The organism is Polyangium jinanense, assembly GCF_028435265.1.
GTDB classification, from domain to species: domain Bacteria; phylum Myxococcota_A; class Polyangia; order Polyangiales; family Polyangiaceae; genus Polyangium; species Polyangium jinanense.
Genome location: NZ_JAGTJK010000082.1, coordinates 1 through 16,595 on the forward strand (window position 1 = coordinate 1; position 16,595 = coordinate 16,595).

At 67.9% G+C, this 16,595-nt stretch carries 13 protein-coding genes; 7 read left to right on the plus strand and 6 right to left on the minus strand.

Annotated elements, in window-relative coordinates:
* Window positions 1–348: 348 nt before the first annotated feature.
* The 3 genes from KEG38_RS51085 to KEG38_RS51095 form a co-directional block, all read right to left on the minus strand.
* Window positions 349–1,740, minus strand: a complete 1,392-nt coding sequence (locus tag KEG38_RS51085) for a carotenoid oxygenase family protein (protein ID WP_272428216.1) — start codon at window positions 1,738–1,740, stop codon at window positions 349–351.
* Window positions 1,737–2,348 (minus strand): TetR/AcrR family transcriptional regulator, encoded by a 612-nt coding sequence (locus tag KEG38_RS51090; protein WP_272428217.1) that lies wholly within the window; start codon window positions 2,346–2,348, stop codon window positions 1,737–1,739. Before KEG38_RS51090 ends, KEG38_RS51085 begins: the two co-directional genes overlap by 4 nt.
* Window positions 2,349–2,487: 139 nt before the next feature.
* A complete protein-coding gene (locus tag KEG38_RS51095; RefSeq protein WP_272428218.1) occupies window positions 2,488–2,817 on the minus strand; it encodes a four helix bundle protein in 330 nt (109 codons plus the stop codon).
* Window positions 2,818–3,711: 894 nt separating this feature from the next.
* Between KEG38_RS51095 and KEG38_RS51100 the strand changes: the two genes are divergently transcribed.
* Together KEG38_RS51100 and KEG38_RS51105 are read left to right on the plus strand one after the other, a co-directional pair.
* Window positions 3,712–4,971, plus strand: coding sequence for a hypothetical protein (locus KEG38_RS51100; RefSeq protein ID WP_272428219.1), 1,260 nt, complete (start codon window positions 3,712–3,714; stop codon window positions 4,969–4,971).
* 16 nt (window positions 4,972–4,987) lie between these two features.
* Window positions 4,988–6,223 (plus strand): hypothetical protein, encoded by a 1,236-nt coding sequence (locus tag KEG38_RS51105; protein WP_272428220.1) that lies wholly within the window; start codon window positions 4,988–4,990, stop codon window positions 6,221–6,223.
* A gap of 3 nt (window positions 6,224–6,226) precedes the next feature.
* Here the strand turns inward: KEG38_RS51105 and KEG38_RS51110 are convergent, their stop codons facing one another.
* Entirely contained in the window at window positions 6,227–6,985 is a 759-nt protein-coding gene (locus tag KEG38_RS51110) for a hypothetical protein (RefSeq protein ID WP_272428221.1), read from the minus strand.
* A 7-nt stretch (window positions 6,986–6,992) separates the two neighbouring features.
* Entirely contained in the window at window positions 6,993–8,639 is a 1,647-nt protein-coding gene (locus KEG38_RS51115) for a fumarate hydratase (protein ID WP_272428222.1), read from the minus strand.
* Window positions 8,640–8,987: 348 nt separating this feature from the next.
* Between KEG38_RS51115 and KEG38_RS51120 the strand changes: the two genes are divergently transcribed.
* A complete protein-coding gene (locus KEG38_RS51120) occupies window positions 8,988–9,482 on the plus strand; it encodes a hypothetical protein (protein ID WP_272428223.1) in 495 nt (164 codons plus the stop codon).
* Between the two features lie 368 nt (window positions 9,483–9,850).
* On the opposite strand, the gene KEG38_RS51125 is transcribed toward KEG38_RS51120, so the two are convergent.
* Window positions 9,851–10,780, minus strand: coding sequence for a class II glutamine amidotransferase (locus KEG38_RS51125; protein ID WP_272428224.1), 930 nt, complete (start codon window positions 10,778–10,780; stop codon window positions 9,851–9,853).
* Window positions 10,781–10,896: 116 nt separating this feature from the next.
* Between KEG38_RS51125 and KEG38_RS51130 the strand changes: the two genes are divergently transcribed.
* The 4 genes from KEG38_RS51130 to KEG38_RS51145 all read left to right on the plus strand — a co-directional run bounded on the left by KEG38_RS51130 (window position 10,897) and on the right by KEG38_RS51145 (window position 16,530).
* Window positions 10,897–11,574, plus strand: coding sequence for a hypothetical protein (locus KEG38_RS51130; RefSeq protein WP_272428225.1), 678 nt, complete (start codon window positions 10,897–10,899; stop codon window positions 11,572–11,574).
* A complete protein-coding gene (locus tag KEG38_RS51135; RefSeq protein ID WP_272428226.1) occupies window positions 11,571–12,275 on the plus strand; it encodes a hypothetical protein in 705 nt (234 codons plus the stop codon). The genes KEG38_RS51130 and KEG38_RS51135 overlap by 4 nt, the downstream gene beginning before the upstream one ends.
* 33 nt (window positions 12,276–12,308) lie before the next feature.
* Complete coding sequence (locus tag KEG38_RS51140) at window positions 12,309–14,504, plus strand: hybrid sensor histidine kinase/response regulator (RefSeq protein WP_272428227.1); 2,196 nt, start codon at window positions 12,309–12,311, stop codon at window positions 14,502–14,504.
* Between the two features lie 400 nt (window positions 14,505–14,904).
* Entirely contained in the window at window positions 14,905–16,530 is a 1,626-nt protein-coding gene (locus tag KEG38_RS51145) for a S8 family serine peptidase (RefSeq protein ID WP_272428228.1), read from the plus strand.
* Window positions 16,531–16,595 lie beyond the last annotated feature (65 nt).

Consider the following 16,595-nt stretch of genomic DNA (forward strand, 5'->3'; position numbering starts at 1 on the left):
CGCGGGGGCTGTTCGCCCCTCGACCCGAACCAGGGCAAGCCCTGGACCATTTGGGGAAGAACTGCGCGATGCGCAGTTCTTCCCACAGGCCGGTGGCAAGACCAGGAAGGTGCGTTGCACGCTGGCGGCGGGCACGTTGCCAGTTGAACCTCAGCGCTGCTGTCTTGGCTGGCAGGATCGTCGTTGGTCTTGACCTGGCCTGTTCGATGAACTGCGCATCGCGCAGTTCATCGACCCCGGGTCCAGCGCTTGCGCTGGTCCGGGTGCAGGGGCGGACAGCCCCTGCTGGGGCCTGGGGCAAAGCCCCAGCGCAGCGCCTCCCCAAAATGAGACCAATGCCCAGGCGACTCAGGCGGCGGGCACCCAGTTGCCGTGAAAGCCATAGGGAACGCGGTGCGGCAGCCGCACACGGGCCACGGGCTCGCCCTGAATGTCCTCTGCATTGAGCACCCAGAGATCGCTCGCATTGCGTGCCTGATTGTAGACCAGCACCAGCACGTACCCGTCGCCCTCGCCGCTCTCCGGGTTCTTCGGGACGAAGAGCGGCTCCCCTGCTCCGTTGCCCTCGCCGAATGCGCGGGATTCGAAGGTGCCGCGCTCGAGATCGTACCGCCGCACTGCGGTCCAGAGGGACCTGTGCGAGCTCCCCTCGGGTCCCGCGGCCGCGGCGTATCCGAAGCGGTGCTTGCGGCCGACGCGGCGCTCGTCCACGCGCGGGAACTCGATCGACACGTCGTCGAGGGGTTGTGAGCGCACAGCGCCGCCCTGGAGGTCGATACGATAGCGATGCAGCCGGGCCGCCTCGTCGGCGTCTGGGGCCGAATTGCGCATGGCTGCCGGGGCCATGAGATCCATTCGACCATAGCGGGCCACGTCGAGCACGATGGAGTCGCCGTCGTCGTATGCGTTCATCGGATGGAACACGTAACCCTCCTCGACCTCGAACCAGCGCACGGCTGCGCCCTCGCCTCGCCGCGGGAGCACGCCGATGCGCATCCCGCGCTCGGGCTCCCAGGAAAACGGGTTCTTGCCCTCCGCGAGGTGCTCCGGCCGGAAGACCAGCGAGCCGAGGAGGAAGACGGCGTGGGCCTCGGTGATCGCGAAATCGTGCACCATGGAGGCCCAGGGCAGCGTGATGGGCGTGGAATGCACGAGCGCGCCCGCGCTGTCGGCCACGTGGTAGCTGAAGGCTGCGGCGTCGGCGATCGAGTTGCCGAAGAACACGAGCTCGCTGGTCTCGGGATCGATCTTCGGGTGGGCTGTCATGGGGCCGCGCAGCCGGCCACCGAAATCGTATTCGCCCAGGGTCTCCAGGCTGCCCGGGGTGAGCTCGGTGGGCAGGCAGGCCTCGACGAGCGCGAGCAGCCGGCCCGCGTGGGCGACAATGTTGGTGTTGGCCGTGTTCTTGCGCGGCCTATCGGGGTTCGGACGGAACATGCTGCCGGAGAGCGACCTGCCCGCGGCGCGCTCCTCGATGAGGCCCTGGCTCTTCACGTAGCGATTACGGTACGAGGCGCGGCCGTCCTGCAGCGTGATGGCGTGGATCATCCCGTCGCCGCTGAACCAGTGGTAGGGCCCGGTCGGCTCGTAGGCGGGGTTCGGGCCGTTGCGGTAGAAGGTGCCGCGCAGCGCGGCAGGCAGCTCGCCTTCGATGTCGAGATCCCAGACATCGCCCTCCATCCGCCAGGGAGCAAAATTGCCTTGCAGGTAGGGGTTCACGTCGGATTCATGCTGGCTCATGGTTTGCTCCTCTTCTTTGCCGGGCGGCGCGCGCTGCCGCGCGGGCGGGTGATGTGGGCGATGACGGCGTCGCGCACGAGCGCGCTGGCCGGGGTATCGGGCGGCAGGTGACCGGAGGCGATGAGCGAGGTGACGCCGTGCATCGAAGACCAGAACGCCTTGCACGCCTCCTCCAGCGGCGGCACGAGCAGGCCCTCTGCCTCCGCGGCGGACACGACGTCCACGAGCCGCTGGAACGCGGCCGTCGCGGCGGGGATGGGCGTCGCGCGGGCGAGGCGGTGCATGAACATGATGCGGTAATGCATGGGGTGCGCGACGCCGTAGGCCACGTAGCCATCCCAGGCCCGCGCGAGCGCCTCGATGGGATCCCGCGGCTTGTCGAGCGCGTCGACCGTCTGCACGAACGCCGTGAAGCTGTCCTCGAGCACCTGCAGGACGAGCCCATCCTTGTCGCCGAAATGGTGATAGACCGTCGGCGCCGTCACGCCTGCGCGCGCGCAGACCTCGCGTATCGAGAGGCGCTCCGCCCCCGCTTCGGCAAGGAGCTCCGCCGCCGCGTCGAGGATGGCACGACGCGTGGCCTCGGTGGCATGGGATGGCGCGGGCATGACCGGATATATAACGGCGTTATATATCCGTCAAGGAGAAGGTGTAACAGCGTTATATTTCTCCTCGAGATCGTCAGGCCGCGTTCTCCCGGGAGAGGGACCTAGCCATCCCGGGAGAGGGGCGAGGGAGGGCTTGTTCCTACGAGGCGCGGCGGTAGACGAGGCGGCTCAGCGTGGCGATGACGTGATTCATGCGATCGAGCGTGCTGGGATTGACGTTTTCGATGAGCCGCATGGCTTGGGCGACCTGAACGCAGGCCAGCACCTCGCGGGCGGAGCCGAGGGCAGTGGAGTAGCGCTGCCGTTTGTGCCCCTGGAGGCTGCCCATGCCTTCGGCGACATTGAGCGCCACGCTCTGCATGGCCCGCCGCATCTGACGAGCCAAATCTCGATCTTTCCGTTCGATCCGTTCCGCGATGAGCCCAGCGTCTCCAGCCATGGCCAAAACGACATCGTAAATCCTGAGCATTGACGAACCCTCCGCCCGACGACCCAATCGCCGGGACCCCCGTCCCACACCGTCGCGCGCAGGCCTCTTCAAGGCTGCGCAGCACCGCGCGGAACCGCGCGGAGCAGCACGCAGTGCTGCGAGCACGGTGAGCACGGCTTGGCCTTGAAGAGGCCGAGCACGACGGTACGCTCGCCGTCCCCGAGCGGGATCCCTGCAACCCGTCCCACTCGCGTTTGCGTTTGCGTTTGCGTTTGCGTTTGCGTTTGCGTTTGCGTTTCCGCCTCCGCCTCCGCCTCCGCCTCCGCCTCCGCCCCCGCCTCCGCCTCCGCCTCCGCCGCCCCGCGCCGCCCTACGAGCCCCCGGGGAATCTTCCCGTCGCGCACTTCGCCTGGCGAGGACAGCGTCTCCCGCGTTCCCCCCGTCCTCCTCGCTTGGCTAGGACCTCGCCAGGAACGTTCCCCCCGTCCTTGCAGCTTGCCTATGACGCAGCCGGGAACGTTCCCCCCTCTCTTGTAGCTTCGCTCTGACGCAGCCGGGAACGTTCCCCCCGTCCTCCTAGCTCGGCTAGGACCCAGCCGGGAACGTTCCCCCCTCTCTTGTAGCGTCGCTCTGACGCACCGCGGAACGTTCCCCCCTCTCTTGTAGCTTCGCTCTGACGCAGGGGGGAACGTTCCCCCCTCTCTTGTAGCTTCGCTCTGACGCAGGGGGGAACGTTCCCCGAGTCCTCCTAGCTTGGCGATGACGCAGCCGGGAACGTTCCCCGGGTCCTCCTAGCTTGGCGATGACGCAGCCGGGAACGTTTCCCCCTCGCTCGCGTCGGATCCGTGCGCGTCTTCCCTTCGGGAGCACGCCCCCCGCGCCGTCCACGCCACCCTTGGTTCCCGATCTCCTGATGGTATCTTCCTCCCGCCCATGATCCTCGAATGCCGCCAATGCGGTGCACCGCTCGACGTGAAGCCCGACGCGACGCTCACGAAGTGTCGCTACTGCGGGACCACCAGCGAACGCCGCCTCCTCCGCACCGTCTCCGCCGAGACCCCCCGCGATTTCCGCCCGCCCCCTCAGTGGATCCCGCCCCCGCACGTTCCGGCCCCGTCGAACCTGCCGCTCACGTATCACCCCGCTCCCCCCCGGGGCGCCGTGATCGGCGCCCTCGCTGCCGGGATCATGGCGGCCGTCCTCGGCGTCACCGTCGCGCTGGTCACCCTCGGCAAACCCCGCTCCTCGGGGAAAGGCGGTGTCGTGGCGACCGTGCTGCCGGGCAAGACCCCCCAGGAGCTCGCGGCCGTTCGAATCGACCAGACCCGGGAAAACCTTGCGAAGGCGCTTTCCGGAAACCCCCTGGGCTCCATGCTCGCCGTGTCCGTCTCGCACCCGCGCTACCAGAGCATCTCGTTCATGTACGACGACAAGGAGCCCGCGTTTCCCCACAGCTTCACGCTCGTGCAGCGCTCCGGAGCGACCGTGGAACCCAAGGGGATCGAGGCCCTCGGGAGCCGCCTGCACGGTGGGCTCGTGGACGGGAGCTGGAACTGGGCGGGCCTCGTGGCTGTGAACACCGACGCGAAGACCGGCCTCGTCTCCGCCACCGTGCTGGGGGGGCGCGTGGGCGGCACGAGCGCGCAAGCCAAGGCGCAGCTCGTCGCCATGTGGAAGCTCGTCCTCCACGCCGTCTTTGGCGCGGGAAGTGGCCCGACCGCCGAGGAAGCCCGCTGGATCGGCGCGCCGCATCCCTTCGCAGCGCTGGAGACGATCGACCTCACGACGACCGTCGACAAGGCCGCCGCGACCTTGACCCAGAAGTTCCCCGGCGCAGCCTTGTCCACGTTCATCGAGCTCGGCGTCACCGTCGCCGTGGATCACCCGCTCCTGTGGAACGCCGAGCTCTCCTATCCCAACGAGAAGGGGGGCACGCTCCGGATCGTGGCCCTGCGCGGAACCAAGGCGTTCCCGGCGCGCCGCGAGGCCCTGGTCGGCTGCCTGGAGGGCAAGCTCGGGAAGGCCAAGGTGCAGGATCGCGATTTCCTGGCCAAGAAACGCGATTACGAGTTCACCGTGGGCAAGCTCTGGATCAACATCGGGGAAACAGACGCCCGCGTGCACTGGTTCCCCGGACGGCTCAACGCCCCGGATTGGAAACGAGTCATGAACGCGCTCGGCGCCTGCCGTTGATTCGCGGAGCGCCCCCTTGCAACCCATCGTCAAGGTCTTCGAGGACAACCACATCGACGCGCCGTGGTCGCACGTCTTCGTCTTCGCGCTCGACGCTGTCCTGTTTCTCGTGATCGCGTTCTGCGTGCGCGAGATCCGGCGCGCGCGCCGCGCGGCCGTCGAGGCCGACGCCGTCATCAAGCCGAAGGCCCCGCTCTTCGAGGGCGCGCGGTTCGTCGCCGGCACCGTCGAGCTCGCGCAAGGCGAGTCCGATGCCGTCCGGGTGACAATCACGCAGGACGGCAGCGAGCAGGCCGACAAGAACAACCACAAGACGCACACGTGGGTGGAGAAGGAGCGCGAGATCCGCGCGCGGCCGTTCTATCTGCGGCATGACACGGGCGCGCGCGTCCGGGTCGAGCCGCCCGAGGACGTGCTGCTCGTCGACACGCTCGATCAAAAAGAATGGCTGCATCCGACGCGGCGGAAGCTGCGCGCCGAGCTCTTGCCGGGCGAGCGGGTCGTGGTGGAGGGGCGGCTCCACAAGGCGCCGGATCCCGAGGGGATCGGCGAGACCGCCGGGTATCGCGAGGCCGCCACGATGGGCTGGATGATGAAGCCCTCGCCGCAGAAAGGCATGCACATCTCGACGGAGAGCCTCTCCCGCCGCCACGAGCTCCGCGCGCGGGCCTTCTTCTGGACGTGCGTGTGGGTGGTGTTCCTCGGGTTCGTCATGAACGTCCCGCTCGCCACGTACCGGGCGCGCGTCTTCCTCGGGGAGAACGTGGTCGCGACGCTCCTCGGCAAACGGACGTACGAGACGAGCAACGGCAAAGGGAAGAAGACCGTGCACCGCGCCGTCGACGTGCGTTACGAATCGCCGCCGGGCACAGCGCGTTTCGGCGGGCTCGTCGAGATCGACGAGGACGATGGCATGGACCTGCCGCCGGGGGTGAAGGGGGAGATCTGGCTCCGGCGCGTCCCGCGCTTTCCGGCCGCGACGGCGCTCGGGCAGGGAAGCTCGGTGTGGTTCCACGCCTGGTGCGTCGCCGCCGTGATCGCCGGCATTGCGGTCTACCGCGCCTACCGCACGCACATCTATCGGCGCTGGTACGAGGGGCGCGTCCAGGAGAAAGGCCAAGGGCCGCTGCCCCCGCAGACGAACGAGCGGTTCCTTGCGGATGATCCGACCGCCTTCGCAGCGCGGGAGAAGCGGGGCCTCGCGCGAGCCGCGCGCGCGGCAAAACACGTCGAGCCCATTCCGATGGATTGAACGTCAGGCCTCGGCCTTCGGCCGGAGCATCACGAGCAAGACATCCGCGTCGGGGACCTCTTCCGTCGGCACGAGGCGCTTGCCGCCCCTCGCGAGCCGCACCTCGATCCACCGCGACGAGAGTTTCGCCCGCAGGACGTCCTGACGCCAGACCGCGTTCCCTTCGCCGAGGAAGAGGCGCATCTCGTCGAGCATGCAGCGCCCGAACAACATGCGCCCTTCCTCCTGGATGCGCCGCTCGGCCTCCTCCAGCCGATGCTCGAACGTGCGCGCCGTGAGCTCGCGGCCGAGCGCGTACGGGCCGCGCACGGGCGTGGGCAGCCGGAGGCGGTTGCCTTCACGGTCGTCGATCCAGAGCGCCGAGACCTCGGGCGGGGCGTCGCCGAGCGCCTCCCAGAACAGGCCTCCCACGGACGTGATGTCGTGAAAGCGCACGTCCCTCGTGTCCTTGCCGCGCCCGATGCGCAGCCCCTCCTCGTGCACCTCCACGCGCTGTCCGCGGGCCCGCACGAAATGAGAGAAGGCCCAGATCCCGAGCGCGCCGAAGACGAGCGCCGCCCCGCCGAAGACGAGCAGGCCCGTGAGCTCGACCGCCTCGTGCTTCGGCATGAAGAAGAGCGGCAGGGCCACGCAATCGAGCGCGACGAGGATGCAGAAGAGCCCCACGCCGATACGAATGCCCTGCTGGACGATCGAGACGGGGTGCTCCGAGATGAGCGCGCCCAGGGGATCTGCATCACGGTAGGGAGTCTGGGCGCGCACGGTCCTCCTATTTCGCGACGTCGAGCCGCTTGGCTTTCGGCCCGTCGATGTCCGCGAAGAAATCGTTCCCCTTGTCGTCGACCACGATGAACGCCGGGAAATCGACGACCTCGATCTTCCAGACCGCCTCCATCCCGAGCTCGGGGTATTCGAGCACCTCGACCTTCTTGATGCAATCCTTCGCGAGCCGCGCCGCCGGACCGCCGATCGAGCCGAGATAAAACCCGCCGTGTTTCTTGCACGCCTCGGTCACCGCGCGCGAGCGGTTGCCCTTGGCCAGCATCACGTACGACCCGCCGTTCGCCTGGAAGAGGTCCACGTACGCATCCATGCGCCCCGCGGTCGTGGGCCCGAACGAGCCCGAGGCATAGCCCTCCGGCGTCTTCGCGGGGCCCGCGTAATACACCATGAAATCCTTCATGTATCCGGGCATGCCGTCGCCGCGATCGAGGCGCTCCTTGATCTTCGCGTGCGCGATGTCCCGCGCCACGACCATCGGCCCCGAGAGCGACAGGCGCGTCTTGATCGGATACCGCGAGAGCTCGGCCCGGATCTCGCTCATCGGGCGGTTCAAGTCGATCCGCAGGACCTCGCCGCCGAGCTCCGCGTCCGTCGTCTCGGGCAGGTACTTCGCCGGATCCCGCTCGAGCGCCTCGAGGAAGATGCCGTCCTTCGTGATCTTCGCGAGCGCCTGCCGATCGGCCGAGCACGAGACCGCGATGCCCACGGGGCACGAGGCGCCATGGCGGGGCAGGCGAATCACGCGGACGTCGTGGCAGAAGTATTTCCCGCCGAACTGCGCGCCGATCCCTGTGCGCTGCGTGATCGCGAGGATCTGCCGTTCGAGTTCGACGTCGCGGAAGCCGCGGCCGAGCTCGTTGCCCTCGGTGGGCAAGGTGTCGAGGTAGCGGGCGGACGCGAGCTTTGCGACCTTGAGCGTCTGCTCCGCGCTCGTGCCGCCCACGACCACGGCGAGGTGGTACGGCGGGCACGCCGCGGTGCCGAGCGAGCGGATCTTCTGCTCGACGAACGCGAGCAGGCTCTCCGGATTCAGGAGCGCCTTCGTCTCCTGGTAGAGGTAACTCTTGTTCGCCGAGCCCCCGCCCTTGGCCATGAAGAGGAACTTGTAGGCGTCGCCTTCGGTCGCGAAGATCTCGATCTGCGCCGGCAGGTTCGTCTTCGTGTTGACCTCGCGGTACATGTCGAGCGGCGCGAGCTGCGAGTAGCGCAGGTTCGTCGTGCGATACGTATCAGCGACGCCGCGCGCGATCGCGGCCTCGTCGCTGCCCTCGGTCAGCACGTACTGCCCCTTCTTGCCCATCACGATCGCGGTGCCCGTGTCCTGGCAGGAGGGCAGGACGAACCCGGCGGCGATGTTCGCGTTCCGGAGCAGCTCCAGCGCAACGAAGCGGTCGTTCGCCGAGGCCTCCGGGTCTTCGAGGATCCGCGCAAGCTGCGCGAGGTGACCCGGGCGGAGCAGGTGCGCGATGTCGCGCATGGCTTCCCGCGCGAGGAGCGAGAGGCCCTCCGGCTCGACCTTCAAGAACGTCCTGCCAGCCGCCTCGATCGTCGAGACGTGGTCCTTCGTGACGAGGCGGTAGGGCGTCTCGTCCTTGCCGAGGGGGAGCATGTCCTGGAACTGGAAATCGCTCATCGGGCGAAGGTGTACCCGAGGCGGTAGGTGCGTGCCAAGGGCGCGTTCGCAGGGGGGCGGACAATTGCAGCGATCGACGGTCTGGTTCTGGCGGCACCGGTTCACGGGATTGCGTCGCCCGACATCCAGCACCCACGCTGCAAAGGAACGGGGTACCTCGAAGACATCACAAAGCTGCCGCGCGCGAGACAACACGCGAACGATCGCGGTAGCATCGAGATATGCGCGCTTGGATCTCGGCTTGGAGCCTGCTGTGACGGACTACATCCACGATTTCCTGGAGGCCCGCCCCATGCCTTGACCCTTCGCCCCTTGACGGGGGCGGTCTTGGCTGGATAAAGGATCGCGATGCTCCAGGTCCTCGACGCAGACGAAGAGTATCTCGTCGCCACGAGAGGCCACGTGCTCGTGACGGTCTGGGGCAGGATCAACCTCGACCGCGTGCGGCGCGCCTTCGCCGTGAAGCGCTGGCTACTCGAGGAGTCCGATCACGACGCGAAGTCGTTCGGTCTCGTCGCCGTCATCATCCCGCAGCGGCTCGCCATCCCCGACAGCCTCGAAGCCGAGATGCGCAAGCTCGACGAGTTCATGGCCCCGCACGTCCTCGCGAGCGCCGTCGTCGTCGAGGGAGACGGCATGCGATCAAGTCTCCTCCGCGGCACCGTGAAGGCGACGAGCGCCCTCAAGGTCCGGGCGTACCCCGAGAAAAACTTCGGTGACATCGGAGACGCAGTGCGGTGGCTCGTGCCGCAGATCGCGACGAAGACGCGTCAGGTGATCTCAGCCGAGGATCTCGCCTGGGACATCGCCGAGGCACGGGCGCTGCACCATCACATCGGCTGATCCGCCAAGCATTGGTCTCATCTGGGAGGCGCTGCGCTGGGGCTTTGCCCCAGGCCCCACCGGGGCTATCCGCCCCTGGACCCGGACCAGCGCAAGCGCTGGACCCAGGGTCGATGAACTGCGCAACGCGCAGTTCATCGAACAGGCCAGGTCAAGACCGGCGAGGCTGACGGTTCAACGGGCAACGTGCCCGTTGCCAGCGTGCAACGCACCTTCCTGGTCTTGCCACCGGCGCCTTGGAAGAACTGCGCATCGCGCAGTTCTTCCACAAAAGGTCCAGCGCTTGCGCTGGTCCGGGTCGAGGGGCGGACAGCCCCCGCGGGGTCCGGGGCAGCGCCCCGGCGCGACGCCTTGCGATGGGTGAAGGATCACTCGACGTCGAGTGGCACGACCTCGACGGAGGGCGGCCTTTCGCCGCCGCGCTTCACGTAGACGAGGTGCTGGAGCGGCACGGCGTGCCAGGTCCCGTGATCCCGCGTGAGCGGCTCGGAGGCGATGATGCACGAGCTTGCGTCCTCGTCTGCCGAGAGCATTCGCCATTCGCCGTCGTACAGGCCGTACGATTTTCCGATCGTGTACCAGATCCGGAGCACCCGCTCCTCTGGCGGGTGGAAATCGTCTCCGAGCCCGTCGTATTGGCCGAGCCCGTACGTATAACAGACGGCGACGAGGTCGTTGCCGTCCGAGAGAAAGAGGTTCATCGGGGAAAACGTGCGGATGCCGAGCTCGCGCCGGATCCCCGCCACGATCCGCAGCGCGGAGGTGACGCCGCGGGCGATGTCGAGCGCGCTGAGGTCCGCGTGCGGATCGGGCAGTTGCGAGAGCAGGAGCGCGTAGAACCACTCGCTGTCGGTCGTCCCGCGGATTGCGCGCGCGATCTCGGGCCGGATCTTCGGCAGGAGCGCGAACTTCATCTCGTCGAACCGCGCGAGTTGCCCATTGTGGGCGAGGGCGAGCCGCGCGCCCTCGAACTGGAACGGATGCAGGTTCTGCTCGTGGATGATGGCGCGCGTGTCGTATGGCACGCCGCGCAGGTGCGCGAGCAGCGCCGTCGCGCGCACCTTCGCTGCGAGCGCGCGCAGGTTCCGGTCATAGATCGCGAGCTGCGTGCTGCGGTAGGCGAAGGGTAGATCCGGGCGCTCCGAGCGCGCGTCCCACGCGAGCAGCCCCGAGCCTGCGAGGTTCAGTCGCGTGTAGAACGCGGCCTGATGCGTTTGGTTCACGAACGAAACATCGGGCTTGTAGAGCAGATCTTCGAGGAAGATCGGCTCGCCGAGGTAGGCGAGGACGCGACACATGGGAGACTCATGTCGCCCGGGACGCCCGCGCTTGCAAGCGCCAACGACGAGCGTTTGCGAGACCGCATCGTTGGGAAGTGGTATCGTCTCGGCCGAAGGGGAAGGGGCGAGGACGCGTGCAGGAGCGACGACGACGCATCGGTGGGGCCGCGGGCGCGCTCACGCTCGCATGCATTCTCATGGGCCCTTTGCCTGCGCGGGCCGGGGATCCTTCCCACGTCGCGCTTTGGCGCATGGAGGTGCACGGCGCGTATCTCCAGGGCGATCAGCGGCTCGGAGCGGGCACGCTCGCGCCGTACAACGGCTACGGGCTCTGGGCGCGGGTCGGCATCTCGGAGTTTCCTTGGAAATGGCTCGGGTACGACGTGCTCGGGCAGATTGGCGTGGTCGGCACGCCGCAGAGCAACTTCGACGTGGTCGCCGAGGCCGCCGTCGCGTTCGCGCCCGCGCGCTGGAAGGGGAGCGTGGATGGCTCGATCGTCCTCGGCGTGGGCGGCGGCTTCGGATTCGAGCGCCCCGTGTGGCTCGGCCGCGGGGGCACGGGGTATCCGCTGCTCCTCGCGCGGCTGACGCTCCTGCCGAAGAAGAAGATCCGCTTCTTTGCATCCTTTCGGTTCACGCCCATCACCCCGGACGACGGCTGGGTGCGCTCCTACGACATCGAGGTCACGGGAGGGTATCAATGGTGGTATCTCGGCCTCCGTGGGCGCATCGACGACGTGACGCAGGGCGATCCCGAGCGGTTGTACCGTACGTACTGGCTCGGGCCGACTGCGGGCTTGGTGCTTCGATGAGCCGCGCTTGGGCAAACGGGTTTTTCTTGGTCGCCCTCCTGCTCGCCGGCTGCGGCCTCGACCCGGTGCGGGTCTCGGATCGGGTCTCGACGCGGGACATGCTCGTCGGCGTGACGGCGCTCGACGACGGCGCGGCGGCGGCGATTGACGTGCGGGTCGGCAGCCCCATCGGCACGGTCGAGCTCACGGGCGGCGATGCGCTGTTCGTCACGGTGGACGGGACCCGCCGACCGATGACCGAGGGGCAAAGCAATGGCGCCCCGATCTATTCGGTCAACCTCGACGCGCTGCCGGGTGATTTCCTCCTCGACCTCGAACGGCAAAACGATCGCGACGTGCACGGCGTCGTCGTCGAGGTCTCGCCCCCGTTCACGCTTGCCGTCGAGGGCCTCACGCAGGACCTCCCGCTCTCGCTCTCCTGGGATGCCGATCCCGAAGGCGGCAAGGTCTCGATCTCGGTCCAGGGCGATTGCATCGACGCGCTCACGCGTTCGCTCGACGAGGACACGGGCGCGCTCGTGATCACGCAGGCCGAGCTCCGCCCGCCGCCTGCGGGGCCGCCTCTCGCGCCTTGTGAGGTCCAGATCACGGTCTCGCGGACGAACACTACCCGCGACGCGCTTTTCTCGACGAACCCCGGCGGAAACGTCACCACGAGCGCCGAGCAACGTCGGACGATCGCGGTCACCTGGACGCCCTGAAGCCCCATCCACGGACGCCCGACATTCCTTCGCATGCGCATTCGTTCGCACCTGCTCCTCCTCGCGTTCGGCGTCATCTTGCCGGTCGCGGCGTTCTCCGGGTACCTGACGGCGCGGCTCGCCTTGCGCGAGCAACAGACCTTCGCGCAAGGCTCGATCGAGCGCCTGCGGTCCACGATGAGCGCCATCGACGCGCAGGTGCAGGGCCAGATCACGGCGCTCCACGCGCTCGCCTCCCTGCGCGCGCTGGAGACCGGGGACATCGCGACGTACCACGAGGAAGCCGTTCGCGTCCTCCGCTCGCAGCCCGCCTGGATCAACGTGATCCTCGCGCGCCCCGACGGCGAGATCGTCGACAACGCGGTCGCCCCGGAGGCATTGACGAGCCACCGGTATCTGGTCGAGCCCGAAGTCGCGCTGCGCGCGGCGACCACGCGCGCGCCGGCGATCGGCTCCATGGTCACGTCGCCCTCCGTGAAAACGCGGGGCGTCAACGTCGTCGTGCCCGTGATCTACGACGGCCAGGTCCGGTACGTCCTACTCGCTTTCGTCAAGCCCGAGTTTTTCCTCACGCCGATCGAAAAACAGCGCATGGGTCAGGGCTGGGTCAGTGGGCTCATCGATTCCCACGGGACGTTCATCGCGCGCGTCCCGGCCATTCCCAAGGAAAAAGCAGGCGGACCGTTCCTCGCGGCAGTCGCCCGCGCGCCCGAAGGGTGGTATCGCGGCCTGACCACGGAAGGGTACGACGCGTATACGGCCCACATCACCTCGGGGTTCACGAACTGGAGCATCGGGCTCGGCATTCCGGCCGAAGAGGTGCTGAGCGGCGCGAGGCGCACGGGGTGGGCGATGGGCGGCGGCATTGCGAGCTCCCTCGCCCTCGCCTCCCTCCTCGCATTGTGGCTCGGCCGGCGCGTCTCGCGCCCCGTCGTCGCGCTCGCGCGGGCGGCGCCTGCCATTGCGACGGGCACGGCCATGAATACGCGCGGCATGGAGCACGTCGCCGAAGTCCGCACCGTCGCCCTCGCGCTGAACGAGGCGGCGGCGGCCGTGCGCGAGCGTCAAGCGCTGCTCGAACGCGAAAAACGAGCCTTGCAGGAGGGCGACCGCGCGAAGGACGAATTCATTGCCATGATGAGCCACGAGCTCCGAAATCCGCTCGCGGCGCTCACCTCGGCCAGCCACCTCCTCGACGTGGTCGATCCGCAGCACCCCGCGGCGAAGCATGCCCGCGAGGTCATCAAGCGCCAGACCAAGCACACGGCGCGCCTCGTGGAGGATTTGCTCGACATGAGCCGCATCGTCATGGGCAAGGCCCACCTCCAGCCGGAGGTCATGAACCTCGCCGACGCGGCGTCCGCGGTCGTTCAAACCTGGCGCTCCTCGGGTCGGTTCGAGCATCACCGCGTCACGCTGCACGCGGAGGCCGCGTGGATCCGGGCCGATCGTTCCCGCGTCGAGCAGATCCTCTCGAACCTCCTCGACAATGCGCTCAAGTTCAGCCCGAAAGGCTCGGCCATCGACGTGCGGGTAAAGGGCGACGATCGCGGCGCCGTGCTCGAGGTCGCCGATCAGGGGCCGGGACTCTCGGCCGCCATGATGGAGCATGTCTTTGATCTTTTCGTGCAAGGCGCGCAGGGGCTCGCTCGCAAATCCGGGGGCATGGGGATTGGCCTTGCCCTGGTGAAAAAACTCGCGGAGCTCCAGGGCGGGAGCGTCTCCGTCGCGAGCGAGGGTGAGGATCGCGGCGCCGTCTTCACCGTGCGTTTCCCTCGGGTCCCGGCGCCCACGACGACGGCCGCCTCGCCGCGCGCGCCGAAAGCGATCACCCCCAGGCGAATCCTGCTCATCGACGACAACGACGACATGCGAAAGACGCTCGCCACGTCGCTCTCGATGCAGGGGCACGAGGTGTGTGAGGCCGCGGATGGAAAGGCCGGCGTCGAGCTTGCCGGCAGCGTCGCGCTCGATGTCGCCGTCGTGGACCTCGGGCTCCCCGAGATCGATGGTTATGAAGTGGCGAGGCGGCTCCGGGCCCATCCTTCGACGCGCCACCTCGGCCTCGTCGCGCTCACCGGATATGGTCAGCTCGAGGACAAGCGCAAGGCGATCGAGGCTGGATTCGACGAGCATTTGACGAAGCCCGTCGATCTGGAAGCGCTGGAGGAGGCGATTGCGTTCGCAGCCTCGCGCGACCGTCCTCCGCGCGACGCCGAGCACGAATGAGCCTGCGGGCGGCGTGCGTCCACGTCGCCATGCGCTGGTCACGTGCGTGACCTGGGTGCGCACGAGATCTGGTTATTACGGGAACCAGGTTTTGCGTACATTTATTTTCGAAATGGAAATCGCTTGCAATGCTGCCCGAAGCAGAATAATGTTGAAGTTCACGCGGGCGGCTCCGGTTCCCGAAGGGGTTTCGTTGGATCTGCGTCACAGCCCACCTTGGTGAGCCCCTCGCGCGTTGACCCAACCACGGCGTGACGCTGCAAGACAATGTCGAGGCGCGCGATTGTACGCGTGACCCACGGACGTGCGCGTGCGGCGCTTCTCGACGTAATGACCATGTCGCCAGTCGTATTTTCGACCGGCGACGGTACCTCATTTCCATATCCCAGAAGGAACCGACATGACGCACAACCTTCGTTATTCCCTCGCGCTCGTCCTTGCTTCGCTCGGCCTCGCCGCTTGCGCCATCGGCGCGGACGAGGGCGAGGAGGACGTGGGAGCCGCTCCGGTCGCCCTCTCGGCCGAGGGCCGGTACATCATCAAGTTCAAGGATTACTCGCGGCGTGGCGCGTCGATCGCGGCCGCGGGCGGCAAGGTCGCGCGGGATCTGCCCGAGCAAGCGGCGAGCGCCGTGTACCTGCCCGACGTCGCCGTCCAGGCCATGGCGAACAATCCGAACGTCGAATACGTCGAGGTCGATCAGCGCCGCGAGCTTTACGGCCAGACGACGCCGTACGGCATTTCGATGGTGCAAGCGACCGACGCCGCTTTCTCGAGCGCGAGCGGCAGCACGAAGGTCTGCATCATCGACTCGGGTTTTCATGCCGGCCACGCCGATCTCCAGGGCCTGCCCGTCACGGGCGAGAGTGGCACCTCGTGGAACACGGATAGCTGCGGCCACGGCACGCACGTCGCCGGCACGATCGCCGCGGTGAACAACTCGCTGGGCGTCGTGGGCGTCGCGCCGGACAACGTCTCGCTCCACATCGTGAAGGTCTTCGACGGCGCCGATTGCGCCTGGTCGTACTCCTCGGATCTCGTGGCCGCGCTGAACGAATGCCGCAGCGCGGGCGCGAAGGTCGTGAGCATGAGCCTCGGCGGAAGCTTCTCCAGCAACACGGAGAACGCTGCGTTCGACAGCGCCTACGCCGCGGGCGTGCTCAGCATCGCGGCCGCGGGCAACGGCGGCAACAACAGGACCTCGTATCCGGCCGGTTATGCGTCCGTCATGTCCGTGGCGGCCGTCGACTCGGCGAAGGCCAAGGCGGACTTCTCGCAATACAATGCCGACGTCGAGATCACGGCACCGGGCGTGCAGGTCCTCTCGACCGTGCCCTGGACGACGCCGACCCTCACGGTGGGCTCGGGCTCGTATGCGGGTTCGATCATCGACGGCGCGGCGGCGAAGAGCGTCTCGGGCGCGCTCGTCGATGGCGGGCTGTGCGACGCGGTCGGCTCGTGGGCGGGCAAGATCGTGCTTTGCCAGCGCGGCACGGTCAGCTTCGCCGACAAGGTCAACAATGCGCAGGCCGGCGGCGCCGCAGGCGCGGTCATTTACAACAACGTCTCCGGCGGCTTCGCGGGCACGCTCAATGGCACGAGCGCGATCCCGGCCATTGGCATCAGCATGGAGGACGGCCAGGCCCTCGTCGCGAGCTCGCTCGGCGCGAGCGGGGCGCTGAACACGGTGCAACAGATCCCGGGCACGGGGTACGAGGCGTGGGACGGCACCTCGATGGCGACGCCGCACGTCTCGGCCGTCGCGGCGCTCATCTGGAGCCAGAAGCCCGCGGCGACGAACAACGACGTCCGCAATGCGCTCACCTCGACCGCGGAGGACCTCGGCGCGGCCGGCCGCGACGTGAACTTCGGGTATGGCCTCGTGCGCGCGAAGAATGCGCTCGATGCACTGCTCAGCGGCAGCGGCGGCGGGCCCACGTGCGGCGCGTCCGGCGCGACCTGCGCGGTCGGCTCGGATTGCTGCTCGGGCACCTGCGGCGTCAAGGGCAAGAAGGTCTGCAAGTAAGCCGCTTGATCAGCGGGGATCCGGCACCCGGATCCCCGCACATTCTTCGCGTTTTTCCCGCCTTC